The organism is Dysgonomonas sp. UBA7710, assembly GCF_002482385.1.
Taxonomy (GTDB): domain Bacteria; phylum Bacteroidota; class Bacteroidia; order Bacteroidales; family Dysgonomonadaceae; genus Dysgonomonas.
Map to the genome: position 1 here is coordinate 77387 of NZ_DLFW01000022.1, position 25789 is coordinate 103175.

General features: G+C 38.7%; 22 protein-coding genes and 1 tRNA gene. 9 read left to right on the forward strand and 14 right to left on the reverse strand.

Annotated elements, in window-relative coordinates; translation table 11 throughout:
• Positions 1 to 9: 9 nt before the first annotated feature.
• From B3317_RS06725 to B3317_RS06750, 6 genes are all read right to left on the reverse strand, one after another.
• The gene (locus B3317_RS06725) at positions 10 to 3216 is read right to left on the reverse strand and encodes a SusC/RagA family TonB-linked outer membrane protein (protein WP_291109913.1); all 3207 of its coding nucleotides are present in this window, start codon (positions 3214 to 3216) and stop codon (positions 10 to 12) included.
• Between the two features lie 236 nt (positions 3217 to 3452).
• Positions 3453 to 5996, reverse strand: a complete 2544-nt coding sequence (locus B3317_RS06730; RefSeq protein ID WP_291109914.1) for a glycoside hydrolase family 9 protein — start codon at positions 5994 to 5996, stop codon at positions 3453 to 3455.
• An 83-nt stretch (positions 5997 to 6079) separates the two neighbouring features.
• Positions 6080 to 6847, reverse strand: a complete 768-nt coding sequence (locus B3317_RS06735; protein ID WP_291109915.1) for a creatininase family protein — start codon at positions 6845 to 6847, stop codon at positions 6080 to 6082.
• Between the two features lie 13 nt (positions 6848 to 6860).
• A complete protein-coding gene (locus B3317_RS06740; protein ID WP_291109917.1) occupies positions 6861 to 7622 on the reverse strand; it encodes a sugar isomerase domain-containing protein in 762 nt (253 codons plus the stop codon).
• Positions 7623 to 7650: 28 nt separating this feature from the next.
• Positions 7651 to 8805, reverse strand: a complete 1155-nt coding sequence (locus tag B3317_RS06745) for an MFS transporter (protein ID WP_291109919.1) — start codon at positions 8803 to 8805, stop codon at positions 7651 to 7653.
• A gap of 12 nt (positions 8806 to 8817) precedes the next feature.
• On the reverse strand, positions 8818 to 9780 hold the full coding sequence (locus tag B3317_RS06750; protein WP_291109921.1) for an ROK family protein: 963 nt from the start codon (positions 9778 to 9780) through the stop codon (positions 8818 to 8820).
• A gap of 675 nt (positions 9781 to 10455) precedes the next feature.
• On the opposite strand from B3317_RS06750, the gene B3317_RS06755 reads away from it, so the two are divergent.
• Entirely contained in the window at positions 10456 to 11304 is an 849-nt protein-coding gene (locus B3317_RS06755; RefSeq protein ID WP_291109923.1) for a hypothetical protein, read from the forward strand.
• A gap of 405 nt (positions 11305 to 11709) precedes the next feature.
• Here B3317_RS06755 and B3317_RS06765 read toward each other — a convergent pair whose 3' ends face one another.
• Positions 11710 to 12090 carry a phage integrase SAM-like domain-containing protein gene (locus tag B3317_RS06765; protein ID WP_291109925.1) on the reverse strand — a complete coding sequence of 127 codons (381 nt, stop codon included), beginning with the start codon at positions 12088 to 12090 and terminating at the stop codon, positions 11710 to 11712.
• A gap of 101 nt (positions 12091 to 12191) precedes the next feature.
• Positions 12192 to 12273 (reverse strand) — tRNA-Leu (locus B3317_RS06770).
• Positions 12274 to 12498: 225 nt separating this feature from the next.
• Between B3317_RS06770 and B3317_RS06775 the strand changes: the two genes are divergently transcribed.
• Positions 12499 to 14247, forward strand: coding sequence for a DNA polymerase III subunit gamma/tau (locus tag B3317_RS06775; protein WP_291109927.1), 1749 nt, complete (start codon positions 12499 to 12501; stop codon positions 14245 to 14247).
• A 5-nt stretch (positions 14248 to 14252) separates the two neighbouring features.
• Here the strand turns inward: B3317_RS06775 and B3317_RS06780 are convergent, their stop codons facing one another.
• Entirely contained in the window at positions 14253 to 15386 is a 1134-nt protein-coding gene (locus B3317_RS06780; RefSeq protein WP_291109929.1) for a hypothetical protein, read from the reverse strand.
• Between the two features lie 20 nt (positions 15387 to 15406).
• Positions 15407 to 16570: an exo-beta-N-acetylmuramidase NamZ family protein gene (locus B3317_RS06785; protein WP_291109931.1), complete on the reverse strand. Its 1164-nt coding sequence runs from the start codon at positions 16568 to 16570 to the stop codon at positions 15407 to 15409.
• Positions 16571 to 16646: 76 nt separating this feature from the next.
• Here B3317_RS06785 and B3317_RS06790 point away from each other — a divergent pair, with 76 nt between their 5' ends.
• The 3 genes from B3317_RS06790 to B3317_RS06800 all read left to right on the forward strand — a co-directional run bounded on the left by B3317_RS06790 (position 16647) and on the right by B3317_RS06800 (position 18370).
• A complete protein-coding gene (locus B3317_RS06790; RefSeq protein ID WP_291109933.1) occupies positions 16647 to 17183 on the forward strand; it encodes an HDIG domain-containing metalloprotein in 537 nt (178 codons plus the stop codon).
• An 85-nt stretch (positions 17184 to 17268) separates the two neighbouring features.
• Complete coding sequence (locus B3317_RS06795; RefSeq protein WP_291109934.1) at positions 17269 to 17766, forward strand: outer membrane beta-barrel protein; 498 nt, start codon at positions 17269 to 17271, stop codon at positions 17764 to 17766.
• A 139-nt stretch (positions 17767 to 17905) separates the two neighbouring features.
• Complete coding sequence (locus B3317_RS06800; protein ID WP_291109936.1) at positions 17906 to 18370, forward strand: hypothetical protein; 465 nt, start codon at positions 17906 to 17908, stop codon at positions 18368 to 18370.
• A gap of 66 nt (positions 18371 to 18436) precedes the next feature.
• Here the strand turns inward: B3317_RS06800 and B3317_RS06805 are convergent, their stop codons facing one another.
• The 4 genes from B3317_RS06805 to queD form a co-directional block, all read right to left on the reverse strand.
• The gene (locus B3317_RS06805; RefSeq protein ID WP_291109938.1) at positions 18437 to 18778 is read right to left on the reverse strand and encodes a T9SS C-terminal target domain-containing protein; all 342 of its coding nucleotides are present in this window, start codon (positions 18776 to 18778) and stop codon (positions 18437 to 18439) included.
• An 80-nt stretch (positions 18779 to 18858) separates the two neighbouring features.
• Positions 18859 to 19773 carry a ribonuclease Z gene (locus B3317_RS06810; protein ID WP_291109940.1) on the reverse strand — a complete coding sequence of 305 codons (915 nt, stop codon included), beginning with the start codon at positions 19771 to 19773 and terminating at the stop codon, positions 18859 to 18861.
• 5 nt (positions 19774 to 19778) lie between these two features.
• Positions 19779 to 20360: a 7-carboxy-7-deazaguanine synthase QueE gene (locus tag B3317_RS06815; protein WP_291109943.1), complete on the reverse strand. Its 582-nt coding sequence runs from the start codon at positions 20358 to 20360 to the stop codon at positions 19779 to 19781.
• Entirely contained in the window at positions 20341 to 20703 is a 363-nt protein-coding gene (gene queD / locus B3317_RS06820; RefSeq protein ID WP_291109946.1) for a 6-carboxytetrahydropterin synthase QueD, read from the reverse strand. Before queD ends, B3317_RS06815 begins: the two co-directional genes overlap by 20 nt.
• 967 nt (positions 20704 to 21670) lie before the next feature.
• On the opposite strand from queD, the gene B3317_RS06825 reads away from it, so the two are divergent.
• The 4 genes from B3317_RS06825 (at position 21671) to B3317_RS06840 (ending at position 25715) form a co-directional block, all read left to right on the forward strand.
• Complete coding sequence (locus B3317_RS06825) at positions 21671 to 23185, forward strand: C10 family peptidase (RefSeq protein WP_291109948.1); 1515 nt, start codon at positions 21671 to 21673, stop codon at positions 23183 to 23185.
• 1 nt (position 23186) lies between these two features.
• Positions 23187 to 23987, forward strand: coding sequence for a hypothetical protein (locus B3317_RS06830; protein WP_291109950.1), 801 nt, complete (start codon positions 23187 to 23189; stop codon positions 23985 to 23987).
• A gap of 102 nt (positions 23988 to 24089) precedes the next feature.
• Positions 24090 to 24836 carry a hypothetical protein gene (locus tag B3317_RS06835; protein ID WP_291109952.1) on the forward strand — a complete coding sequence of 249 codons (747 nt, stop codon included), beginning with the start codon at positions 24090 to 24092 and terminating at the stop codon, positions 24834 to 24836.
• Positions 24837 to 25067: 231 nt separating this feature from the next.
• Positions 25068 to 25715 carry a hypothetical protein gene (locus tag B3317_RS06840; protein WP_291109954.1) on the forward strand — a complete coding sequence of 216 codons (648 nt, stop codon included), beginning with the start codon at positions 25068 to 25070 and terminating at the stop codon, positions 25713 to 25715.
• Positions 25716 to 25789: the final 74 nt, after the last annotated feature.

Sequence of the window (25789 nt, forward strand, 5' to 3'; positions counted from 1 at the left end):
TCTTTTCTTTTAAAATTTAATACTTGTCCCAATCATATAGACACGTGAACTAGGATAGAATCCGAGGTCGATACCCTGTGCATAAGAATAACTACTACCGGCACCATAGCCAACTTCCGGGTCCATACCACTATAGCCTGTAATAGTAAATAGGTTTTGAGCACTTACATATAGTTTTAATTGAGAAACCGGTATATTCTTGAATAATCTCTTAAAGTCATACCCTAGAGATATATTCTTAAGTTTGAAATAATCTCCGTTTTCTACATAAATATCAGATATTCTGTTCCAGTTTGAATTTACGGAACTGGATACACGCGGGTATTTATTTGATGTTCCTTCACCATGCCAACGCTGGAAAATATCTGTTGTATAGTTTGCCATAGGTGAAGCGACATAATCCCGGTAACACTTCAATATCTGATGACCAAAAGCTCCATAAGTACTTACATTCAGTTCTATTCCTTTAAAATTGACATTAAATGAAAAACCGAGAGTAAAATCCGGATGAGGATTTCCAATTTCTGTGCGGTCATTAGCATCAATTACTCCATCACCATTTACATCCTGCCAGATCACATCGCCGGGTTGCGTATTGTTTCCTAAAAGCTTGGCTCCGGTATATTCATCTATTTGTTTTTGATTTTGAAATATCCCATTACTCTTATACCCGTAAAAATAACCGAATGGTTTGCCTACTTCAGTGCGGAAGCACTCATCCGATCCTTCCCATAAAACACTGATAGGGCCGTGAATTATCCCTTCCGAGTTAGCCAGTTTTGTTACTTTATTCTTATTATGGCTAAATGAAACATTGGCATCGAAATAAAGATCTTTATTTACCTGTTGATTCCAACCTAAAACAGCTTCAAAACCTGTATTGCGTACATCTCCGCCATTAGCATAAGCAGGGTCTACACCAAAGTCTGCAGGTTGAGGCGGTGTTACCAACCAATCTTTGGTATCGCGGTTGTACCAGTCAAATTCCAGTTTCATACGGCCATCAAGGAACCGGGCATCTAATCCCAGATTTACCATTGTTTGAGTTTCCCATTTCAAATCAGGATTTACTCCACGATAAGCATAAGAACCTGTTGATGCATCATCCATAGAATTTCCAAAAGGATAGCCTCCGTAATTGTTATTGGAGGTAATTAATCCTATGTATTGGAAAGAACTTACACGGTCGTTGCCATTGGAACCGTAAGACGCACGAAGTTTCAGGAAGTCTATACCTTTTACATTTTCATTCCAGAAACTTTCATTGCTGATTACCCAGCCTGCCGAAACCGAAGGAAAATATCCCCAGCGATGTCCCGGTGCAAAATTGGATGAACCGTCACCACGTAATATGAATGATGCCATATACGTTTCTTTATAATTGTAGTTGACACGTCCGAAAAAGGAAAGAGTTCCACTGGAAAGAGTTGGACTACCGGTCAGGGATTGTATTGTACTCAGATTTGGGACATTGCTTAACCATGCATGTTCGAAATCGTAGAAAATAGAACCTTGATTAGAACCGCTCATTGATTCACTTAGTACCTGACGCGCCATACTTTGTCCTAATAGTACATCTACATTATGATCTCCGAATTTATTGATATAATTGACCGTGTTATCCCATGTCCAGTATTGTGACTGAGCCATAGATTGAGTTACACGATCCTGATCCTGCTGTAGTGTGGCAGTCAGTTTTCCATACGATGGAATATAAGCCCGGTAACTGGATGAACTCAGCATGTATCCAAACTGTGAACGGAAGGTCAGGCTTTTCATTGGTTTTATTTCAGCATATACACTGGTTTGCAGTGAATGAGACTTACTGACATTCTGATTCATCATATAATCCATGTAGGCAATCGGGTTTTTATTGGCACCATTAGCCGCATCCCAATTATAACCATCGGCAACCTGATCATTATACATATAATAATTACCATTGCTATTATATGCGTGCATTAAAGGGCTCATAACTAAAGAATTGTGAATCGTATTCCAATAGATGTCATCACGTGCAACCTGTCCTTTGGAGTGATTGAATCGGTAGTTCAGAGTTTCACCTATTTTCAATATATCTAAATCTCCCTTTCTAATAAGAGTAGATTCTGTATTGATACGGGCGTTATAACGGTTTAATACCGGAACATTGGATGGAACACCCATTGTGGCTTCCTGTTGCAAATATGTAAAACCTATTGATGAAACTGAGCGCTCTGTCCCACTGGTAACGTTTATACTATGGGATTGAACAGGCGCGTTTTTATTTAGTATTTCCTTAATCCAGTTTGTTCCTTTCCATGAACCATCGCGAATTGAAGCCAGATCTTTTCCGGGAATCAGATTATCCCAGTTATATATAGCCAGACCATCCATAACACGGCTTTCATTTTGGATATTTATAAATTCCTGGGCATTGAGAACCGTTGGAATCTTATAAAGATTCTGTGCCCCATAATAACCATCGTACGTAACTTCATGCCTGCCGGATTTACCGGTCTTGGTTTTCACAAGGATAACCCCGTTGGCAGCACGGGAACCATATATAGCGGCTGTAGCTGCATCTTTAAGTACGTCAATGCTTTCGATATCGTTAGGGCTCAGACCATCAAGGCTACCGCCTACTATTCCATCAACTACATAGAGTGGAGTAGCACTACCGTTAGTTCCTATACCACGGATGTTTACTTTAAATCCGTCGCCGATAAATCCACTGACTTGGGTAATATTAACTCCCGGCGCCTGACTTTGCAAGGCTCCCATTACACTTGGAGTGTTCAACCGGGCAATATCGTCTCCTTTTACCTGTACCGTAGCACCCGTTACTAATTTCTTTTTCTGAACACCATAACCGACAACAACAACTTCTTCCAGGCTGTTGTAGTTTTCTTTCATGATAATCCGCATTTGTTCAGTAGCCTTTACTTCCTGTGTGTCATACCCTACATAAGTTATGATAAGTGTAGAACCAGGCTGAACTTCGATAGAAAAATTACCATCAGTATCAGAAAGAGTTCCGTTTGTGGTACCTTTTTCTTTGATTGTTGCTCCAATGACAGCTTCACCGCTTGTATCAACAATACTCCCTTTTACCAGCATCTTTTTTTGCTGGGGTGTTTCACTGGCTGATATTCCTGATAGGCCTGGATTTGCTATGATTATATTTGCTATAGGAAGTATCAGAAATAATAATATAAATAAATGTTTTTTGTTCATAATTATAAATTTTCAGTGTTTTCAACTCAATTATTTAGTCAAATGAGTCCCGGGACAGGCAAATAATGTGCCTGTCATTATTTCGATGAATTATCCATAGGCTTGGTATTAGATATGGTTAATAATCAAATAATGTAAGTTATAATCAGAGAGTTCAAGTATTAGTAAAAATACACGTAGATAATAATTGTTTTAGTTATAAATATTCAAATTCTTTGCTTCAAATATTAGAATTATTATAGATGTTTGAATTGGTAACCTTTATTTTTAAGGTGCTTGAGAATTTCATCCAGCCTGTTGTACAACTTATCGGTCCGGTCTTTATGTGTGCCCGGGTGTATAAGTATTATACAGCCATTCAGTCCGTTTTTACTTTCATATTCATAAAGAGAGTCTATTAGTTCTTGTGATGAATGGTAATTTTTCATATCCGGAGTTGTATAATCAGCTGCTGTACGGATGCCCGGAGTATAATTTATAGTGTATTGTCCTAATCGTTCTACTAGCTCTACACTTTGCTTATTATACCATTCATAAGGAGGCAGATAGTATTTTACCTTGCTTATATCGATTCCGAACCTTTCCAATTCTCTCATATTCTGGTTGAAATCAGAGATGAGACTATCTGTACTGACCAGCGATTCTTCACGCTTGTCCCATGGAGCATACAATAGGTGTTTACCAGAATGGCCTCCCACATAGTGTTTTTTACGTATAATTTCTTTGATAACAGGCTCATGTTCTTTCATCCGTAAACAATTGCCTGTCAAAAAGAAAGAAGCTTTAGCATTATGCTTGTCTAATGCCCTAAGGATAGTTGTTGCTCCTTCGAAAGCAGAATCAGCCGAAAAAACCAGGTGAACTACTTTGCTATCGGTATCGAATTTTACCGTAGCACCGTAGGCATCAGTAACAGTATTATTTGATTTACCAGACTGTTCTTTCCCTAATTGTTCCATCATGGAGAGGTAGTACATCATGTAGCAAGTCCCATCGATCACAGGCTCATTAGTACCATAGGAATCTTTATGGAATACAGCCGGGCCATTTTGAAAGGCAGCTAAAGGATCCTTGCTGCGGCTTACTTTTGGAATACCCATAAATGTGTCATGCCAACCTTCATCGATAGGCCCGTCAACTAATCCGCCCAAACGGGCATCGTCCATTCTGGAAGAAACGCCTCCTTTCGGAAAACCTCCGATAAACGAGAATCCCCAAGGGTTACAGCCCAAGATCCAATCACGTAAGGCAGCTTCCATTTCTTCAAAAGAATTGTCTCCTGAAATCTCTTTGTATTGGTGAGCATAAGAAGCGGCACCAATAACGGCAAAGTTAGCGCACCACACATAAGGTACACCGTTCATAAACGGCTCATTTCCTGCACGGTTTCGAATGGTCTGTAATCCTTGACGCATAAAGTCTGTGAATTTTTTACTTGTTACTGCATCTTCGGATTTTGCCATAAGGTGATGCCCTTGGTTGACAAAAGGATAGAACTGATAATGACGCGCAAAACCAAATGCCCACAAAGGATTGACAGGTTCCAATTGTCCCCAGTAATCGCCTTCGGTACGCCATTTCGGGTCTTTGGTAAGAGTATAGAACGTAGCAGCCGCTAACTCTATATCATCCACATAGTTGTCTTCTTCGTAAAAATACGGTGAAACCACGCAGACGGTTTGGGTATTTCCAGGATGCTCAAGAGCAAACTCATAGGCAGGCTCTGCTTTACCAGACAGGGCTTTAGCAAAAGCAGGATCTACATTCTTAAACAGTTCGGCTCCCAGAGCAAAACAGGAGGCAAACTTACCCGCTGTGGAAGCCACCCCGGTGGTACGGTTCAGTTGAATCTCTCCGGTTTTGGGATTGGGCAAGTCCTGAGGCTCTCCGGTAATAAAATAAACCGGTCGTCCCTTACCGGGACCCCATCCATAATCTACATTATCATTTTGGGGCAGACCATAACCGGCATGGTCCCGGTCATCAGCAATCTGGTTGTACATTTCTTTAGGCGCAGGGTTCATTCTGGATAGCCAGTCAAGTCCCCAGCGGATTTCGTCCAGGATATCAGGAATACCGTTACTACCCGGACTGGCATCAGCGCGATAATTGTCTTTGAAGATTGTTTTGTCTTTTGCCTGATAGTAAGCTAACATCATGTGATAGATAGCACTTGCAGTGGTGGTAACATATTGTAATTTATCGTCAGCATCATGCCAACCTCCGCGAACATCGATACGTTCTCCTGTACGGGTGGGATGTTCGACAATATATCCATCATGTTGATGACAAACAGTGCCTAAAAAATTATTATGTCCGCAACGCTGACGGCGCATATAATCAAGCATAAAATCAACAGATCCTTCGTAAATATCTGCTCCAATCTTAAATTGAGGAGATTTAACTTCGGCAACCTCGATATAATAATCGCCTTCTATCTGAACAGAAGAAAAGTCGAGGCGAAAAGCCGATTTTAATCCCCAATAAGCAGCATCCGCAATTTTTCCCTGGCCGCTGAATACTGTTTTCCCGGTTTTTGCATCAATAAGAGAAAAATTCGGTGTGCCATGTTGAGTTGCAGGTAAAACCGGTGGTTGTCCACTACTTCCACGAAAAGATAAATCAGAAGTGATTTCTTCGGTCGAGATTAACACTGCTACTTTGATATCTTTGGGAAGATACCCTAATTGATTGATTCTTATCCAGGAATTCGTCGTTTGGGCATTTGCCAGAGTTATACTCATAACTATAAGACATAATATAAGTAAGCGTCGTTTCATGTTTTTTGATTTTTTATTAACAATGTTACAAATATAAGCTATAAGTATTGGGCTAAATAAATTAACCCGATAGAGTCAGATAGTCAATAAAGATCCTTATTGACCAGTTCATTAAAAAGCGCAGCAATTTTGTCTGTTACAATATCGGCATATCTTGCACCTTTTGCTGCCGTTGATTTCTTAGGATTTCCTACCCCTGTATCAATTGATGCTTTCGACCAATTGCGGGGAACCCATCCTGTCTTATTATTCAGAGAATCAATTGCAAAAGCTCTGCTATCTCCATTTCCTGCAGCTTGCAGGTTTACCAGTTCGGGATGATAGTGCATCATAACTGATGTTTCCTGTTCTCCTGCATGGTCGTCAAATTCCTCTTCAAAATATCCCTTACGCGGTTCCACTGCAAACCAATCACAATTAACAATCAACATTTCAGGAAAGTCTATTGATAGATCTCTTATCATAGGTTTGAAACTATTACCTCCATGCCCGTTCATTATTACAAGTATCTTTATGTTCTGCGTATTGAGTGATTCTACAATATCAGACAATACCAGTTTTTGAGTTTCATGGCGTGCATGAATACAGAATGGAAGTTCCCGTTGTCCTGGATTTTGAGCTCCGAGGGGAATAGAAGGCAGTACCATTCCATGGACTCCATATGTTGACCATGCTTTTGATGCAGCATCCACAGCAATATCATGGGCCAGATAACAGTCTGTAAGATATGGCAAATGGTAATTGTGCGGTTCGGTAGCTCCCCACGGCAATACTGCAAAGGAGTATGATTGTCCTTTGGCATTTCCATAGTTCTCCACTGATAGATCAACATATATATCCTTGTTTCTCATAGCATTGTATGACTTAAATCTTTGATACACGTTTTTTGTATTCGGCCAGACATGCATCCAGACGTTCCTGAGCGGTAGTATCTCCCGGCACATTGTGCGAAGGGTGGATATATAGTTTAACTCCTCTATCAGCCAGAATTTCGGCAACTGTAGTAATAGTCATCCATACCAGTGTAACGAATGCCAATGTAGAAACAGGGCCTACTTTATCCTGATGGTTTTTTAACGGAACAGAAGCATCTACTACCGGTACACAAGAATCTACAACTATGTCGGCAATGTCAAATAATGTTTTTCCGCTTGGATGGCGGGTAACTTTACCTTTAGCTTCTGCCGCCGAACCATAAACAATTACTTTCATACCTAACTGTTTTGCACGTAAGGCAACATCGATATTTACATTATTGATACCTGTGTGTGAAAAAATCCAGATGCAATCTTCTTCATTGAAGTTATATGCTTTCATAATTGCATTACCATAGCCTTCTGCCCGTTCAAGGAACAAAAACTGATGTATCCCCATTTGTCCTGTTATGCCTGTAAAAAAAGTCATTGGTAATTCTACCATAGGGTGGAAGCCAACAAATCCTCCGATGCGTGGATACATTTCTTCTACAGGGATTGTCGCATGACCACATCCGAATGTATGAACCCAATTATTCTTTTCAATGCTGTCAGCCATTACTAATGCTGCTTTTTTGATATTTTCCAGTTGGGTGTCTTCGATTTTTTGCATAATGCCGCGAGCATTTGCTAACCATTCTAGTGCTAACATAACTTGATTTTTAAATGTTTAATAATAATTATTTATTGATAATTTTAGTATTACTAAATATGATAATCGCTTGTAAAACCAGTAGAATAATAATAGATACAGGGAACGATGAAATCTCAAATACTTTAGATACATGTCCCATCACATAATTTAGAATTGTATTGCCACTGAGTGCAATAAACAGAGCTATGCCGATAGCGGTGCCTGTTGTTTCTTTATAGATAGACCCTATGATGCCTACCATAACAGGAAATCCCGCTGCAATCCCAAATCCGGTCATAAACAGGCCTGTTGCGGCCATATAAAATGTAGAAGAATAATTTAAAATAATAATACCTAACATCGCAATGATTATGCCTCCTATTAATATGCGTGAATGTTTTATTATATGTAACAAATAACTAAGTAGCAGTCGGGCTATAGTCATCCCCAAAACAAAAAATGTAAGACTAAGGATAACGTTACTTTTATCAATATTAGTGGCTCCCTCCAGATAACTTGTAGTCCAATTATTTATGAGTCCTTCCAGACCACTCTGGAAAAACAGGAAAAAGCTCATAATCAACAACAGAGGCTCCTTAATCAGGGTTAAAGCTTTTTTGATTGGAAAACCCTGTTTAAATTTAGGTTCAGGAAATTTGATTGCGATAAAATAGATAACACATAGAAGCATAAAAAGTCCTGTTCTTTGCAATATAATCTGATAGGTATAATATTCAGATAAGAAACCAAGTAAAAAAGGGATTCCTAATGCCCCGATTCCATAAAATACGCCTAAGATACTCAAACGCGAACTTCTGTTCTTATCATCAGAAATCTCTGAAACGAGTGCATTTGTCGCTCCGTTCAACATACCACCTCCGAAGCCGATAAGGAATATACAAAAGCGTAAGATGTTTAGATTGTCAAAAAATGCCAGACCTTCCAAACCTAGTAAAGCGGAAATAGTACTTGTTATAAGTAAAATTTTATATCCGAACCTATCAACTACAGGGCCAAAGATTAACGAACCCAATAACACTCCTACAGGCAAGAATGTAACTAACGATGAAGCTCCAACTGTATCAAGAGCATATCTGGCTGTGAGGGAAGGTAAAACAGAACCCATTACGATAAATGCAATTCCGAAAAAAGCCATTCCAATACATGCCGCAATATATACCAAGGTATTGTTATACTTCATTTTGTTTGCTGTTTAGTTATCTAAAGATAATAGCGCCAGATGTCCGGCTCCATATAACCCTGCATCACCCATGAGTTGCGACTTCTCGAATTTAACCTGATTTATTGCAACTGGCTGAGCCCATCTGCAGGCTTCGTCATAAATACGTTCTAATAATTGGGCTGCAGGTCCAAATACACCGCCCCCCCATACTATTATTTCGGGGTTTAGTAAGCTTACCATATTAGCTGCAGCCATAGACCACAAAATGATAGCTTTACCTATAATAAATTTTGCTAATGAGTCTCCTCTACTATATGCTTCGAATACATCTTTAGCTGTTATAGTCTCCATTTCTTTCTTATATAATGTACTCTCCCTGAATAATAAACCCTCTTTCAACAACTTCTTTGTATGACGTGCTATGCCATCACCCGAAGCATAGCTTTCGAGGCATCCATATCTCTCATACTCATCGAAGTAAGGAGTTTCCAGAGCAAACCATCCTGCAGAACCTACTACATCCCCATGTCCGTGAACTATTTTTCCATCTATCAACAGTCCCATTCCAATACCTGTTCCAACAGCAATGAATACTGCATTTTTTGCATTTTGGGCCGCCCCTTTCCATGTTTCGCCTAATATATAGCATGTTCTGTCGCTTGCTATACTTATCTTAATATTGTCATTATTGATATACTCTTCTATTTCTTTTTGTAACGGATAGTTTTCCCATTCTTCTATATTGGGTGCCCATACCAATCCGGTCTTGCTATCGGCTATTCCGGGCACGCATATACCTAATGATTCAATGTCATTTATCTCTTTCTCTGACATTGTAATTAGTTCATCTATTGTTTGTAATACTAATTGCCCTACTTCTTTACCTATTCGGTTTTCTAACAGATGAGATGTTTTGCAGAGAATGTTTCCTTCTCTATCAAAGATTGCACTGATTATTTTAGTTCCTCCTAAGTCTATACCAATCACAGCCATGTTTTTATATTTAAGATTGTTTAGTGTGTTTCTTATCTAAATTGAAAATATTACTTCTAATAGGGTATTTTAGTAATATTTGGTACTGTTGCTCATTTTACTGGCCCTATGCCGATAGTGTGTTGATTGTTGATTAATTAAATCTATATGACTATTATTTAATAAGAATGATTTTTATATTAAATATTTAGATTTATATTTTTTTTGTTTTTCAATTAGATTATTGCAAATATATAAATACAATATAACAAACCTAGATTTGGATTCTAATATTAACTAATATTAATGATAAGATACATAATTTAATAAAATATTTTGATGATTTAAGCTTGCATAAATACATTTATATATCTGATAATTATATTTTTAATTGAAATTATGTACATCTTTTTTATTTATACCCTCCTTTTGATTAAAAGCATATATAAATATTTAATTTATGTATCTTATCATTAATTTAAGTTAATTAATAGGTCTATTATCTTATTTTTTAGATGTTGATATGTGGAAATATATATATTTGTTTCGAGAATAATAATTCATAGTATAATTATTGATTGTAACCGAATATAAAATATGATGAAAAATAGCATTACATATATTCCTTGATTTGGATTCTCTTTTGATTCCAACAATTAGTTCTTTATTTTGGTATTAAGAAATACATATATACACGTGATTTTATTAGCACAAAGTTATTCTTTAAAAACGGAATGGGCACTTATCTGTAGACAGGGAGTCATAGAATCGTTCGTGTCTGATGGAATCAATCCTCTCTTCCAGAGCAGGATAGAAATTAGTCGTATTTTGCGATTACAACTTCCGCAGGTATTTTTCACAACTAAAGTGGATAAGATATATTTTTATGGTACCGGTTGCTCTTCGTCAAAGATGAAGAATATGGTGAAAACACCTCTCGAAACACAATTAAAAACTCCAGCAATTGTAGAAAATAACCTGGATGGTGTTGCCCGTTCGTTGTTTCAGGATAAAGCCGGTATAGCCTGTATTCTCGATACGGAATCAAACTCTTGTTTTTATGACGGGACATCTATTGTTAAAAAGGTGAGGTCTCTTGGATATATGCTAGGTGATGAAGGTAGTGGAACTACTTTAGGTAAATTGTTTTTGGCCGATTGCCTGCAAAATATAGCACCTAAAGAACTTATAAAATTGTTTTATAAAAAAAACAAGATAGATCCAGATGGAATAGTTGACTATCTTTATACTACTCAATTTCCCAATAAAATATTATCTGTTATTTCTTATTTTCTGTATGAAAATATAAGCCATCCGTATATATATAAGTTAGTGTGTGACAATATGAAAGTGTTTCTGGAAAGAAATGTATTTCAGTATGAAGACTATTGTAATTATCCGATTCGTTTTGTTGGGCCAATAGCGAAAATGTACTCAACTATACTCAGGGATGTCGCACAGAGTATTGGGATTTATGTAGATTCTGTTGTGGAGAGTCCCATGAAAGGGCTAATAAAATATCATATAAAAAAATTGACAATTTAATCTACAGCCATATTATATTACAATCAGGCAAATATCAATTACCAGCTTAAAAAATATAAGGTAATGATTCCATACCTTTAGTGGTTTTAAACCCAGATATATCTTTTACCTATTGTCAAATAAACTTTATTTTGCTTCTCAACTCCTTCTTTTTCCCAGTAAATAGTCTGAATACGGTATGCGAAATTTAGCTCAGTTTGGATTAAATGAGGTCAAAACTTTCGTATTGGAGCCTAGGTAGCAGAGGGTTGTATCGGAAACAACATTTCACGGTTCTCATCACACTTTTCAATTAAGGCGATTGCTTCGGGCAGCAGTTTAACACGCGCCAACAACTCATTTTTCTTCGGGCGATATTTCAGCCATAAATTGTTCTTTCCCTCCGTAAAGATTTCACATCCTTTATCATTTGAATATTTTTCTAACAGCATCCTGGTATTTCCAGGAGTGGGATATTACACAAAAATTGTTTGCACAGCCTTTTTCGGTTTTCAAATAGAGTTCATATTTGCGGATATAATCTTCGTTAATATCCTTTAGTGGAATATCCTCAATACTTATCTCTGTTGACATAAACTCTTTCAGATATTTTAGAGAAGTATCGAATTTATAGATTGTAGACTGTGAAGATTCTATGCCAAGTAGTTTATGGCATCGCTCGTTATAATCGGAATGTCCTTCGACTAAAGTTTTTCCAATTTCTTCAGCTTTGTGATTTCCGAGATACATATCTTTGAGAAGTTGGGCAGTAATAGATTTACCATCTAGCTCCAATTCTCGATACATAACCGCATTTTTTTGCTTTTTGAGCAAATTTCAGGGAATAAAAAAATCCTTGAAAACCAGCTGATTTTCAAGGATTTACTTTGTTTTGCCTTTCGGCTCAGTGCGGATGAAGGGACTCGAACCCCCACGCCTCACGGCACCAGATCCTAAGTCTGGCGCGGCTACCAATTACGCCACATCCGCGTAGCTAATTGCGTTAGCGGGTACAAAGGTATAATTATTTTTCTAATAACAATGCTTTATATGCAAAAAATGGAATTTTTGATATAAATAAGATCATATAAGCCTGGAGAAGACCCGGAAATTCAGAACAAACATACAATTTTTAAGTTAATGCTTTCGGGTAAATTTTAGCTTTTTTCTTTCCGTTTTTTTTCATAGCTTTGTCCTGCTAAAGAAGAAATTGAGATGGATAACTATATAGTTTCAGCACGTAAGTACCGCCCTATGACCTTCAACTCGGTTGTCGGGCAACGCGCATTGACCACTACTCTCAAAAATGCGATTGCTTCAGGAAAACTGGCACATGCCTATCTTTTCTGTGGCCCGCGTGGAGTAGGAAAAACAACCTGTGCCCGTATATTTGCTAAAACTATCAATTGTCTTTCACCCGCAGCTGACGGCGAAGCATGCAATCAATGCGAATCCTGTATTGCATTCAACGAACAGCGCTCTTTTAATATCCATGAACTCGATGCCGCATCCAACAACTCGGTGGACGATATCCGTTCATTGATAGAGCAGGTGCGCATACCTCCCCAAATAGGAAAATACAAGGTATATATTATCGACGAGGTACACATGCTCTCACAAGCAGCTTTCAATGCTTTCCTTAAAACATTGGAAGAACCTCCGCATCATGCTATCTTTATCCTTGCAACAACGGAGAAGCATAAAATCTTGCCTACTATTTTATCCCGCTGTCAGATATACGATTTTAGTCGTATTACAATAAAAGATACTGTCGAACATCTCCAGTATGTAGCGTCTCAGGAAAATGTACAGACTGAACCGGAAGCCTTGAATGTACTTGCTCAAAAAGCCGATGGAGGAATGCGCGATGCATTATCTATTTTTGACCAGGTAGTTAGTTTCACCGGAGGAAATGTAACATACAAGGCGGTCATAGAAAATCTGAATGTACTGGATTATGAATACTATTTCAGACTTACCGACTGCATACTTGCCAATAATGTCGTGGATGGGCTGCTCATATTAAACGAGATACTAAGCAAAGGATTTGATGGGAATAATGTCATCACAGGCATTGCGTCTCATTTCAGAGACCTACTCCTATGCAAAGACCCGAAAACCGCTGAATTGTTTGAGGTCGGTGCTTCTATCCGCGACAGATACATTGAGACCGCAAGGAAATGTAATAACGAATTTCTCTACAAGGCAATAGATATAGTAAACGAAAGTGACCTCAATTACAGGCTAAGCCGGAATAAACGGTTACTCTCCGATCTGACCGTCATAAGGCTATGCCAACTATCTTCCCCTCAGACAGGATTGGAAGATCAAAAAAAAAAGCAGGTAATTGATCCCATATTTTCGAAGCAAGAAGCCAAACAGGCTCCTGCAACAAACCAGCCTGTAACGCTTCCCCAAAACAGCCGGCCTGCCACAGCTCCCGTAACAAGGAATATACCAAGCACGCCACAAGCAGCAGGTAATACAACAACCGCAAGCGCTCCAAAACCCATATATCCCGGTGAATTAGGAATCTCCATTTCAGCCTTTGGACAGAAAAAAGAAGTGGAGGCTAAAGTGGAAGAGAAGGTTGAATCCTTAAATGAACGGTTCAGCCCCCTGCAACTCATCAATGAATGGAAAACATTTGCCGAAGCCCTGACAGAAGAGCATCATCTGAAGAACACAATGCTCAATTGCTTGCCAAATCTCATAGAAAATACATTATTTGAGGTTGTAGTAAATAACCCTGTACAGGAACAGCGATTGCTGGAGCACAGAATGGATATTCTGGTGAAATTGAGAACACAACTTCGCAATACCCATATAAAAATGCAAGTCCGTATAAGTGAGGACAATGAAAAGAAGCTTGCCTTCACACCAGCAGAAAAATTCAATCTGATGATGGAAGAGAACGAAAGCCTCCGCCGGTTGAAAGACGAATTCGGTTTAGAGCTTTCATAAAACGATTACTTCCCTTTCATATATACCGACCGGATTCGTTTCTCCCCATCTAGTTCTATATTGAAGATATGCTCTGAGCTTTGCTTCTTTTTTTTCCTGTCGGCAAATGTAGTTTCAACCTTTATAGGTAGCGTGGCAAAATAAATGCTTTTATTATCCTTAATAATCTCCGGCAGATTAGGAGGTAATACATAAGATACGCTATTTATCTTCTTTACTTTAAAATCTGCCTTCAGGGAATCCGCAATCACTGTACTAAGTTGATTCTCCTTACCAAAAAATTTAAGCAACACAGATGCCGAATGCTTTTGTATATCTTTATTATTCCCCGACGAAAGGGCTTTAAAAAAGCCGGACAATACTTTCTCTACATCCTTCAACTCATCACCCTCAACAGCCTTTAGCTGAATCAGATAATCGAGTCTTCCTTCCGCCATATCCTGATATTCTCCCGTAAACCGTCCTATTTTTACATTGTCGAGGTAAGCCTGGTAAGCATCCGCCGTATTCTGTTCCATTGCCTGAAGCCAACCTAACGAATCCACGACATGCTTTATTTGCCTTTCATATGGGGTCTGCGGATGATCGGACAAGAAAGAAAAGAGAGCATCTATATTGCCTGATTTGCGAAGAGCCTCCCATTCTTCCCGTTCCTTCTCCCGTAGTTCCATTATTTTACTCTGAGCCTCTCCACTGTAACTTCCTTCGGGATAATGAACCAGATATTTGGAATAACTTAAAGGCGTATTTTCCTCAATGCATTTACTCCAATATGCAGATTCTGTCGCCTCCTCATCTTTGTTCTTCATAAAAAGACCTACTACACCTAGCAACAGCATAAATACTAACCCTACAGCAACAAAAATAAACAACGTCTTATTGCTTCTCGAAAGGGAAACCCTCTGCAAATTCTCCTCTATACTTTTATCTATTACCTTTTCTTCATAAGACGGATTCTCATTTTCTATATCCGGATCAGCTTTCTCCTCTTCTCCGGACATCGGTTCTGAATCTCTTTTATTAGACAATAATTCCTCCGGATATGCATTTTGAGCAATTTCCTGACAGTCGCCACAAAAAGTTTCACCCTCGTTTGTGTTTTTTCCGCAAAGCGGACATCTGTTATCGTTATCAGCCATACTCTTATTTTATGATGTAGTTATTCATCTGCATACAACAAATACTTTTCCCGCATTGTTCTGTACCTTGCAAGGTCTTTTTCCCATGTTTTATAAATATCCTCCGCCGACATACCCTTAACGATCTGCAATCTTAACACATTCGTCCCTGCCAGCAAATCCATAAATTTAGGATTTGTAAAAAATGCCGTGCCCTGCCCTGATTTTTTATAAAAGTCGATCAGGAACTTCAAATCCAATCTCCGATGATGTTCATAATTTCTCAAATCGAGACCATAGCAGACCTTATTTACATTCAATGGGCTTTTATTCCCATCATTCGGCCGTGGAGTAAAAGAAAATTTTCCATATTTCGGATCAGGAGCTCCCACCACTTGAAAAGGAAAATCAGTGCCACGCCCGACACTTACATTTGTAGCTTCAAAAAAACAGAGAGACGGATATAAACCTATTGCCCAGGCATTTGGCAGATTAGGCGATGGCTTTACGGGAAGAATATACGAAAATCCATGTTTCCACCCCGTCATTGTAATCACTTTCAGATCAGATTTTGTCCCACCTTTCAGCCAGCCTTCACCGTTTATCATCCGGGCTAATTCTCCCACTGTGAGTCCATGCAATACCGGAATCGGATGCATACCCACGAATGACTTATATTTTAAGTCTAAAACAGGCCCGTCGATATAGTCATTCGGATTGGGACGATCCAGAATAATACACTCTTTCCCGTTCTCGGCACATGCTTCCATCACATAGTGCATCGTACTGATATATGTATAAAAACGTGCTCCAACATCCTGTATGTCGAAAATAAGTATATCCGTATCTTTCAACTGGTCTGCCGTCGGTTTATAATTTTTTCCATATAGGGAGATGACAGGGGTTCCGGTCTTAGCATCTTTACCGTCCACAATCTTTTCCCCCGCATCTGCATTTCCCCGGAAACCATGTTCGGGAGCAAAGATCTTGGTTATACGTATCTTGTGAGATAAAAGTGTATCTAACAGATGTGTTCCGTTAGATAATACTGAAGTTTGATTAACTATTAAAGCAATTTTTTTATCTTTGATAGCAGGTAATAAAACATCAATTCTGTCCGCACCTAATGACAGTGTTTGAGTAAAAACCGTTATATTTGAAGTGAGACTTATGAGGGTAAGGAAAAATATATAAAACTTTTTCATTTATCTGACTGTTTTTTAAAGTGAAAAGCCGTTTTACAAACTTACTTATTTTTATACGAAAAAGACCTGATGCAGTATGAATACATTAGCTATAATCGAAAAATATTATATAAAAGACTCGGAACTGTACAATATCCTGGTACAACACAGTACCGATGTTACCAACAAGGCTTTATCCATAGCGGCAAATCATCCGGAGCTGAATATCGACAGTAAGTTTGTAAGTGAGGCAGGCATGCTTCACGACATCGGCATCTTTATGACAAATGCGCCGTCTATAAAGTGCTTCGGAATAGAACCTTATCTAGCACACGGATATCTCGGGCGTGAAATTGTAGAAAAGTCGGGCTATCCCCTGCATGCGCTTGTTTGTGAAAGACATACCGGTACAGGATTGTCTCTTGAGGAAATTATAGAGAACAAACTTCCTCTGCCTCACCGAGATATGCGTCCCGTGAGCATTGAAGAGAAATTGATATGTTTTGCGGATTGTTTCTTCTCTAAAACCCGCTTGGGAGAAGAACGTCCGATAGAAAAAGTGCGGCAAAGCCTGTCCAAGTTCGGTGAAGCCTCTGTCCGGCAATTCGACAGATGGTGCGCCATATTCCTCTGACAAGAAGCAATAACTACCCTCCCTTCTTTCAAAAATTCGTATCTTTGCTTACGAAACTAATTAATAATACACAAATAGAATGCCTATGAAGAAAATTCTAATTATCTTAACTATTTGTTTCTCTGCAATAATTACGGCTTCATCTCAAGACCAGACCGGAAAACTCTCATTCGCAGGAAATCTAAATTATGGCTCGGAAGTAGAATCATTAGGAATAGGCCTGCGGGCGCAATATGGTTTTACCAGCCATCTGAGAGGAACCGCCGAGTATAAATACTATATAGACAGGCATAACCTTAGCGCATTCGGAATCAATGCTGACGGACATTATGTCTTCGGCGTCTCGGAAACAGTGTCATTATATCCTCTTGCCGGATTGAATTTAACCCGCTGGACATACGATCCGGGCAGGTCTAATTTCGATGGTCCTAAATATTCAAATGACCGTATAGGGCTGAATTTAGGTCTCGGAGGACAGGTTTCCCTGACTGACAATACATTTATCCAGATTGAAGCGAAAGAGGCTTTCATAAAAAACTATTCACAGTTCGTTGTATCTGTTGGCTTCATGTATCAGTTTTGACCAAATCAAAAATGGCTAATTATAAAGGGTAATCTCAGCAAGATTATCCTTTTTTATATCGATCTACAAACAATTGTCATTTAGGCATTGTTATCTTAATATCAGCACCTGCAATTGAAATCTTTATATTATTATTTTTATGATCAGATCAATCATAGCCATAATCGCAAGCTGTTTCCTTTCCTCTGCATGCTCTTTCCCTACAAAGAAAGACAGCCTGGAAGCCGGTATCGATAAACCGGCAGAGAACATAGAAAACAGTCCGGCAATGATTCCATCCAATGATGGGATTATCCGCCTGAGTGTAATCAACGGAAAAGGTAAAATAGCGATACAGAAGAAAAAGAAGCAGGTCATTTATGTCGAATTCGAATCCAAAGGCTATAAAAAGATTACCGCCCTGCTATATTCTACAGACTCGCTTGCGAATATTAGATTCTCGCAAATAACACTTCCTGACGGTAGCATGGATGGTCCTTTCGACCGGAGTCTGAGCTACGGCATACCTTCCGATGGAATATGCAAACTATCTATCCATGAAAATATGATGGCGGGCGATCCTTGGGGCGGCATTATGGAAGTGGAGGTATCACTCACTAAATAGGCTGTGACCCACTGAATAAAAAAGCCACTCTTCCGAATGACTCTCCCTATTATATCGTATCTTCTGTCATCTGACAACTATCTTCTGTGCTACTTTTCCCGCCTTTATTATATAAAGCCCTTTGGGTAATTCGAGAGGGCAGGTTCCAATACATGTCTTCAGGTTGACACTGGTAACTTTTACCCCCAAAATACTGTATACCTCAAGATAGCCCGATGTAGGAACATTCTCTAACGGAATCCTGACAGTACCACCATTCACTTCAACAATCAGATTCATTGTTTTATCTGTAGTCTGCTGAGGCTCGGATGCAAAAATGTTTGACGGAAAATCCATTTCTCCCGCATTTGTAGAGAAAATGGCCCCACCAAACAATATAAGGAATAGTATGTTTCTCAAATTTACCATGTATCTATTATTCCTAATATTCACAAATATAGGTATTAAACCTTATAAAAGAATAAAAAGAGTAAAAAAAATAAGAGCTTTCACAATTTTTCACGAAGTCCTTCGTTAGCTAGTACAGTGTTCGGAAATACCACCCTGGCTTCTTCCAGTAAAATATTATTATCGGGATACCGTGCCGAAAAATGGCCTAGCATCAATTTCTTCACATTAGCCATCTTTGCTATTTGCGCGGCTTGCCGGGCTGTCGAATGGCCTGTTTCTTTAGCGCGGGGCTTATCCGTATCAGCGAATGTCGCTTCATGGTATAGCAGATCCACGCCTTCTACAAGGGGGATAATCTTCTCACTATAAGCCGTATCGGAGCAGTAAGCATAGGAACGCGGAGGTTCCGCCAGAATTGTCAGTCTTTCATGAGGCACAACTTTACCTTCTTCCGTAACAAAATCAGCTCCCTTTTTTATTTTTGCCAACTCCCTTATCGGTATATTGTAAAATTTAATCATATCTGGTAGCAGATGCGCCTCTTTCTGCTTCTCCTGAAAAAGGAATCCGGCACAAGGCACCCTGTGCACGAGCGGTATCGTCTTCACAGAAACAGACCTGTCTTCGTAGATTATTTCACTTACTTTCGGATTGAACACCTCTATTTTGACCTCGAACGGGTTGTCCTTACAGAAAAAGTCGATTTCAGGGCGAAGTGTATTTTCAAGTCCGGCAACAGTATGTATAACAAGAGCGCCTGTCCGTCCCAGAAGCCCCAATGTAGATATTAATCCGATCAGACCAAAACAATGATCTCCGTGCAGATGTGAGATAAATATATGATTAAGACGACCAAAACGCAGCTTGCTACGTCTAAATTGCAGCTGGGTTCCCTCTCCGCAATCTATCATAAATAATTTTTCCCTGATATTCAATACCTGAGAAGAAGGATTGTGTAAGGTTGTAGGTGTGGCCGAGCCACAACCTAATATATCGAGTTCAAATTTTTCCATTCCTACTATTCAATATGTATCAGTTTGTGCGTTTGCAGACTGAGCCGCCATTGAGGATGTTGTTTTATGAGATCCACGCAATAGGCGACATTTTCCGCATTGATTTTATCCGCATCAAAGACCGGACTCAAAAAGTAATTATCGGCTTGTGGAAATATCGAAATATCCGGCACCGGATCTCCGGCCTGTATAGGCATACGGATCTCATGGACAAAAGGAATCCGGTTCTTTATTGTTTCATAGTCCTGCTTAGGGCTACAGGTGATATAATCTATCAATGAAGGCACCCTTCGCGTACCGTTTGTCTCTATTGCCTGCTTATATCCGTGTTCGCGAAAAACAGCCAAATGTTCATCCTTTAACTGGATTGTAGGTTCGCCACCGGTCCATATTATCCACTTGCATGGATAGACACTGATAGCTTCCAGTATTTCGTCCACACTCATTTCGTCACCATCGGCAAAATCCGTATCGCAAAAACTACAAGCCAGATTGCACTTTGTGAGCCTGATAAATACAGACGCTTCACCCGTACGCCCCCCTTCACCTTGCAGCGAATAGAAAATCTCATTCACTATCAGCTTCATAGATGGCTGTTGTTTTAGGGGTTTCTGATACTTCTACCGCATACAGTTCGGGGATATCCTTTTTGAAAATATCATACAGGTATTTCGCCATATTCTCGGCCGTCGGATTGAATGGCAATATATCATTCAGATGCCTGTGATCGAGTGTATCATCAATATACCGTTTCACACTATCAAGTTCCCTGTAATCTTTAATAAAACCTACATTGTCTAATCCTTTTGCCCGCAGATGTACAGTAATTACGTAATTGTGCCCGTGCAGCCGTGAACAAGGATGTCCGGCAGGCAATCCACCGAGTATATGTGAAGCGGAAAACGAAAATTGTTTACTTATTTTATACATAATTATTTTAAGGTCCCAGACCTATTTATCACTTTTTTATCTGCAACAACAACCAATTATGATTAATAATGTTGTGTGCAATACTTTCTTTTACTTATTCCAATCCGGATAATATATTCTTTTGTTAAAAGCTGACAAAGTTGACACTTTTTTAGCTATTTCTGTATTATCTTTTTCAGCTGATAACTTTTGTCCTTCAGCTCTGTGAAATAGCAATAGCCGGAATTTTTCTATTTCTATTTTCAACCTTTCATTCTGGCTCCGCCGATTTCTAATTCGACTCTAAAAGGTAACAAAGGTAACACATTTTACAGTTAACAACAAAGTCTTCTTCCGGCTTATTATCAGTCACTTTTAATTTCTCATACATAGATAATAGTCTAAGAAAAGGCAATAAGTCATTTTTATATTTCTTCCTTGCAACTAATTTCACTTCTTTTAACCCTCTATAGTTAAAAAGTAACAGCATTCTCAGTTAACAACTTGTATCTTGTGTCTTGTCTACTCGTATCTCATATAACTTTCAACTTACTACTTATTAAAAGGTAACAAAGGTAACACTTTTTCTACCTATTACTTTTTACCCTCTTTGTAGCCTCCCCTTGGGGAGGTTGGAGGGGCCAATCAATACTTCAAAAAACTATTAGCTAATAGCTACACATATAGATAAAATTTCCAAACACTGATTCATATTAAAAAAAGTTAAAAATACTCCTTATTTATATCCTTGTCAGGGAAATTCAAAAAAACTACAAAATCGGGCCGTATTCTTGTATAAAATATAGTTTATTATGCAGTTGTCAGGACATGGCTTTATCAAAAGATTCTAAGAGGTATTTGTAAAGTTATCCTTGTTTAATTTAGTGCATAAAATAAATGAGCAGGATAAAGTTACACAGTTTCCATACCTCTTTTTCAAACTATAATGCTGATTGGGGAACTATCGGCTAATATAATAACACGCTTTATGAAAGTTAACCGTTTTTTAGTTGCGTTCGCGACACTTTTATTCTTTTTTGGAAGTTGCAAAGATGAAGACTCCCCGGTAAACAAGGATGTGGCAACGGAAGAAATTACCTTTTCTCCCGAAGAACTCAGGTTGCTCGCCGAAATGGAGAATGGCTCTCCGAAAATAACGGAGGCGGAAGCCATGAACAAAGCAATCGAAATCGCAAACTCTTTTTCAGGATTGACCAAATCGGGCAGAGCAAAAACTGTCAAAAATTCTTTGGCGCTGACCATTCCGAAAGCGAACGGGACAAAATCGTCGGGTGAAGTTGCCGATACCGTCGCCTATGTATTTAATTTTGAGAATGAAGAGGGCTTTGCCATCGTATCGGCGGATATAAGGGTTCCAGACCAGATCCTGGCTTATACGGAAAGCGGGGAACTGGGGACATATACCGATAATCCGGGGCTGGGTTTGTTTTTGGAAAATGCCGAAACCTATATCGCACAGTCGATTGAAAAAGCAGAAGCATGGAAGGATTCCCTGACACAGGAGATTTTAAGCAAGCTGTCGGTTGAAGAACTGGAAAATATACTGAAAGCCGGAAGAGGCGATGGTAGTGGCGACCGAGGTTCTTACGGCACGGAAACTGTCACCAGAAGCATTGGTCCTTGGGAAAGCGTAAGTATAGTTGCTCCATTATTGGTTGTGGAATGGAATCAAGGAAATGGTAATTCAGATTTATACAATAAATATACAAAGTCAAAAGGTTGTAACGGGAATGCGCCTTGTGTCGGCTGTGTAGCAGTAGCAACCGCACAGATAATGGCTTACTGGGGGTATCCGACTTCTATAGACGGGTATAGTATGAACTGGACGGAAATGACAAAATATACACATGATTATGGCAGACGTATTCTATTTTATAATAAATGGAGAGGCTATTTGAGCGAGGCTGATGAGGCAGTAAAAGATAATGTTGCAAGGCTGATGGAACGGATAGGTGTACATGTGGGAATGAGTTATGGATGCGAAACCAGTGGCGCCAATTCTGATGATGCTATAAACTGGTTGAAGTCGCTTGGTTTTGAGGGAGGCGAAAAATCCGGTTATGACTTTTATCGCGTAAAAAGCTCATTGGATTTCAGACGAATAGCTTATGCCGAAGGATACAGCTTAAAAGTAAAGAATAAGTTATTGGGGCTAATAACAACCTCTACGACTTATAAAGAAGGGCATGCATGGAATTACGATGGATATGTTCAGCAGAAGCAGAGAATGGAAACCATTGTTGTCTCTAAGAGTACAGGTGCAATAGCCAGAGGAACCCAACCGGTCATCAGTTATATTTACCGTGACCTTGTACATGTCAACTGGGGCTGGGGAGGTGATAAAAACGGATATTATGCCAGCGGGGTATTTGATGCAACTCAAGACCCTGTTGCTTTTTCCGATACAAAAAGTTCGGCAGAAGAAGGAACAACCAATAATTTTCAATACCTTCTGAGTACTTATACTAATTTAAGGAGATAAAATGAAAAAGTTATCTACATTATATTCGGCTTTATTATTGTTCGGAGTAACTGGATGTACATATATAGAACCTCCGGGACCCTTTTCTGTACCAGCCAATGAAAAATCTTATATTCAAGGTTTCTTTGAATTGGAAGATATTCATGTAAGCCCGATAAGCGGGGTTAAAATAGACAAAAAGAAAAAGATAGTCAACCTTATGTCCACAAGTTTCGATGCGCCTAAAATATATGAAATTACAGATGGGATAGGCGTTGTGATAAATATTGGAGTTGAAGGAATTGGTAAAGGACTAATAGATTGGGGGAAAAATAATCTCTATGTTAATTATTATTACGAACTGGTGGAAAAGATAGGGGATACATCTTTTAATTCAGAAACTGTACACCGCTATGGCTATGACATGTACGCTAATGCAGATACCTTGCGGTCTATTAATATCATATGCGATAAATCACTGGATGAGGTCCATCCAGCGGGCAGTAGCCTGAACGATATTTTTTCAATCTATGTGAAAGACCCTTATGCAATAGTTAAGAACGGATATAAATCCGTAACAGGCCTCAATTATTATTCTTTAGATGGTGGAACACCAGAAGGATATCCGTTATCCTTGTTTGGATCGCAATTGTCGTCTGTAAATTTGATTGAAAAGCCATATATCGGAACTAAACTATACCTTGTATTAGATACTATACCGGAACATACCGATGAGTATACGTTTACGGTATTTGTAACGAATAAGCAGGGCAAAACGATAGAAAAGACTACCGAACCGGTACGGATAAAGGGAGCAGATTAAATTTTGATAAGGTTATAAAAATGTCCGGCAGAAAACTACTGCCGGACATTTTACGCCCCGTAATTATCAATCTGAGTATTTATACTAATTTAAGGAGATAAAATGAAAAAGTTATTTGTATTAGGTTCGGTTCTATCGTTGCTAATCATTACTAGTTGTGATAAAAACGAATGTGGTTGTGACACTGCACCCGTTAATGAAAAATCTTATATACAAGGTTTCTCTGAATTGGGAGAAATTCAATTGTCTATCGGAACTGGTGCTAAAGTAGATAAAGCGAAGAATACAATTACTTACGGTAGTGAAAATGGACTAAGTATCGGAGTATTTATTGGAGACGGAGGAAAAGGAAGAGGAGCCATAACATGGGATAATTCCAATGCGGACTACTACAATAAATTGGTAGAAAGAATAGGGGATATATCTTATAATAAGTATCCAAATAGTGGTATAACATGGGCTAATGCAGATACTTTACAGGTTATAACCATTATATGCGACAAACCTATGGACGACAGCCATCCGGCAGGCTGTAGCCTGAACGATCTTTTTTCAATTTATTTTCTCGACATCTGTGCCTTGGTTAAGAATGGATATAAACCCGTAACAGGCTCTAAATATTTTTCCATTGTTAATGAATATTATGAATATCCGTATACTTTGTTTGGCGATAGATTATCATCCGTCAATCTGGTTGAAAAGCCGCATATAGGTATTGACATAGACCTTATATTAGAAGCCGTTCCGGAACATACGGACGAATATACATTTACAGTATCTGTAACAAATAAGCAGGGCAAAACGATAGAAAAGACTACCGAGCCGGTACGGATAAAGGGAGCAGATTAAATTTTGATAAGGTTATAAAAATGTCCGGCAGAAAACTACTGCCGGACATTTTACGCCCCGTAATTATCAATCTGAGTATTTATACTAATTTAAGGAGATAAAATGAAAAAGTTATTTGTATTATGTTTGGCTTTATCACTGCTAATTATTACTAGTTGTGATGATAAAAAGGATTGTGGTTGTGTTAGTCCACCTGTTAATGAAAAATCTTATATCCAAGGCTTCGCTGAATTGGATGAAATTCAGGTACGTGTTATTAGTGGCATCACCGTGGATAAGACGAAGAATACAATTACTAATAATGTTAATATTAAAGAACCTGAAGTTTATGATGTTAAGAATGGTGTTTCCATTCATGTAGACATAGGATACGGAGGTCAAGGAAGAGGTTTTATCGGTTGGTATGGTTCCAATACAGATTACTATTATGAATTAGTAGAAAAGATCGGAGACACGTCTTATAATACTAAGTATGGTGACGGTACGAGACACGCTAATGCAGATACCTTGCGGTATATAAATGTAACTTGCGACAAGGCTATAGATAGTAGCCACCCGGCAGGTAGTAGCTTGAACGATATCTTTTCTATTTACTTTGAGGATATTTGCGCCTATGTAAAAAATGGGTATAAGCCTGTTACCGGACCGAATTATTATTCTATTGTTAATGACTATGGATCTCATACATTATTCGGAGACAAACTGTTATCTGTAAATTTAGCAGACAAGCCACATGGCGGTCTTAGTTTGAATCTTATGTTGGAAACTACACCCGAGCATACCGATGAGTATACGTTTACAGTATCTGTAACGAATAAGCAAGGAAAAACGGTTGAGAATACAACCGAACCGATACGGATAAAAGGTATAAATCCCTAAGTAAATACAATATTTAATAAATCAGCCCTGACCTTTTCCGGTCAGGGCTGATTTATATTGTTATCCCCGCTCAC

Coding starts and splice junctions, on each gene's coding strand:
- B3317_RS06725 (WP_291109913.1), bottom strand. CDS start 3,216: ATGAACAAAAAACATTTATTTATATTATTATTTCTGATACTTCCTATA.
- B3317_RS06730 (WP_291109914.1), bottom strand. CDS start 5,996: ATGAAACGACGCTTACTTATATTATGTCTTATAGTTATGAGTATAACT.
- B3317_RS06735 (WP_291109915.1), bottom strand. CDS start 6,847: ATGAGAAACAAGGATATATATGTTGATCTATCAGTGGAGAACTATGGA.
- B3317_RS06740 (WP_291109917.1), bottom strand. CDS start 7,622: ATGTTAGCACTAGAATGGTTAGCAAATGCTCGCGGCATTATGCAAAAA.
- B3317_RS06745 (WP_291109919.1), bottom strand. CDS start 8,805: ATGAAGTATAACAATACCTTGGTATATATTGCGGCATGTATTGGAATG.
- B3317_RS06750 (WP_291109921.1), bottom strand. CDS start 9,780: ATGGCTGTGATTGGTATAGACTTAGGAGGAACTAAAATAATCAGTGCA.
- B3317_RS06765 (WP_291109925.1), bottom strand. CDS start 12,090: ATGTATCGAGAATTGGAGCTAGATGGTAAATCTATTACTGCCCAACTT.
- B3317_RS06775 (WP_291109927.1), top strand. CDS start 12,499: ATGGATAACTATATAGTTTCAGCACGTAAGTACCGCCCTATGACCTTC.
- B3317_RS06780 (WP_291109929.1), bottom strand. CDS start 15,386: ATGGCTGATAACGATAACAGATGTCCGCTTTGCGGAAAAAACACAAAC.
- B3317_RS06785 (WP_291109931.1), bottom strand. CDS start 16,570: ATGAAAAAGTTTTATATATTTTTCCTTACCCTCATAAGTCTCACTTCA.
- B3317_RS06790 (WP_291109933.1), top strand. CDS start 16,647: ATGAATACATTAGCTATAATCGAAAAATATTATATAAAAGACTCGGAA.
- B3317_RS06795 (WP_291109934.1), top strand. CDS start 17,269: ATGAAGAAAATTCTAATTATCTTAACTATTTGTTTCTCTGCAATAATT.
- B3317_RS06800 (WP_291109936.1), top strand. CDS start 17,906: ATGATCAGATCAATCATAGCCATAATCGCAAGCTGTTTCCTTTCCTCT.
- B3317_RS06805 (WP_291109938.1), bottom strand. CDS start 18,778: ATGGTAAATTTGAGAAACATACTATTCCTTATATTGTTTGGTGGGGCC.
- B3317_RS06810 (WP_291109940.1), bottom strand. CDS start 19,773: ATGGAAAAATTTGAACTCGATATATTAGGTTGTGGCTCGGCCACACCT.
- B3317_RS06815 (WP_291109943.1), bottom strand. CDS start 20,360: ATGAAGCTGATAGTGAATGAGATTTTCTATTCGCTGCAAGGTGAAGGG.
- queD (WP_291109946.1), bottom strand. CDS start 20,703: ATGTATAAAATAAGTAAACAATTTTCGTTTTCCGCTTCACATATACTC.
- B3317_RS06825 (WP_291109948.1), top strand. CDS start 21,671: ATGAAAGTTAACCGTTTTTTAGTTGCGTTCGCGACACTTTTATTCTTT.
- B3317_RS06830 (WP_291109950.1), top strand. CDS start 23,187: ATGAAAAAGTTATCTACATTATATTCGGCTTTATTATTGTTCGGAGTA.
- B3317_RS06835 (WP_291109952.1), top strand. CDS start 24,090: ATGAAAAAGTTATTTGTATTAGGTTCGGTTCTATCGTTGCTAATCATT.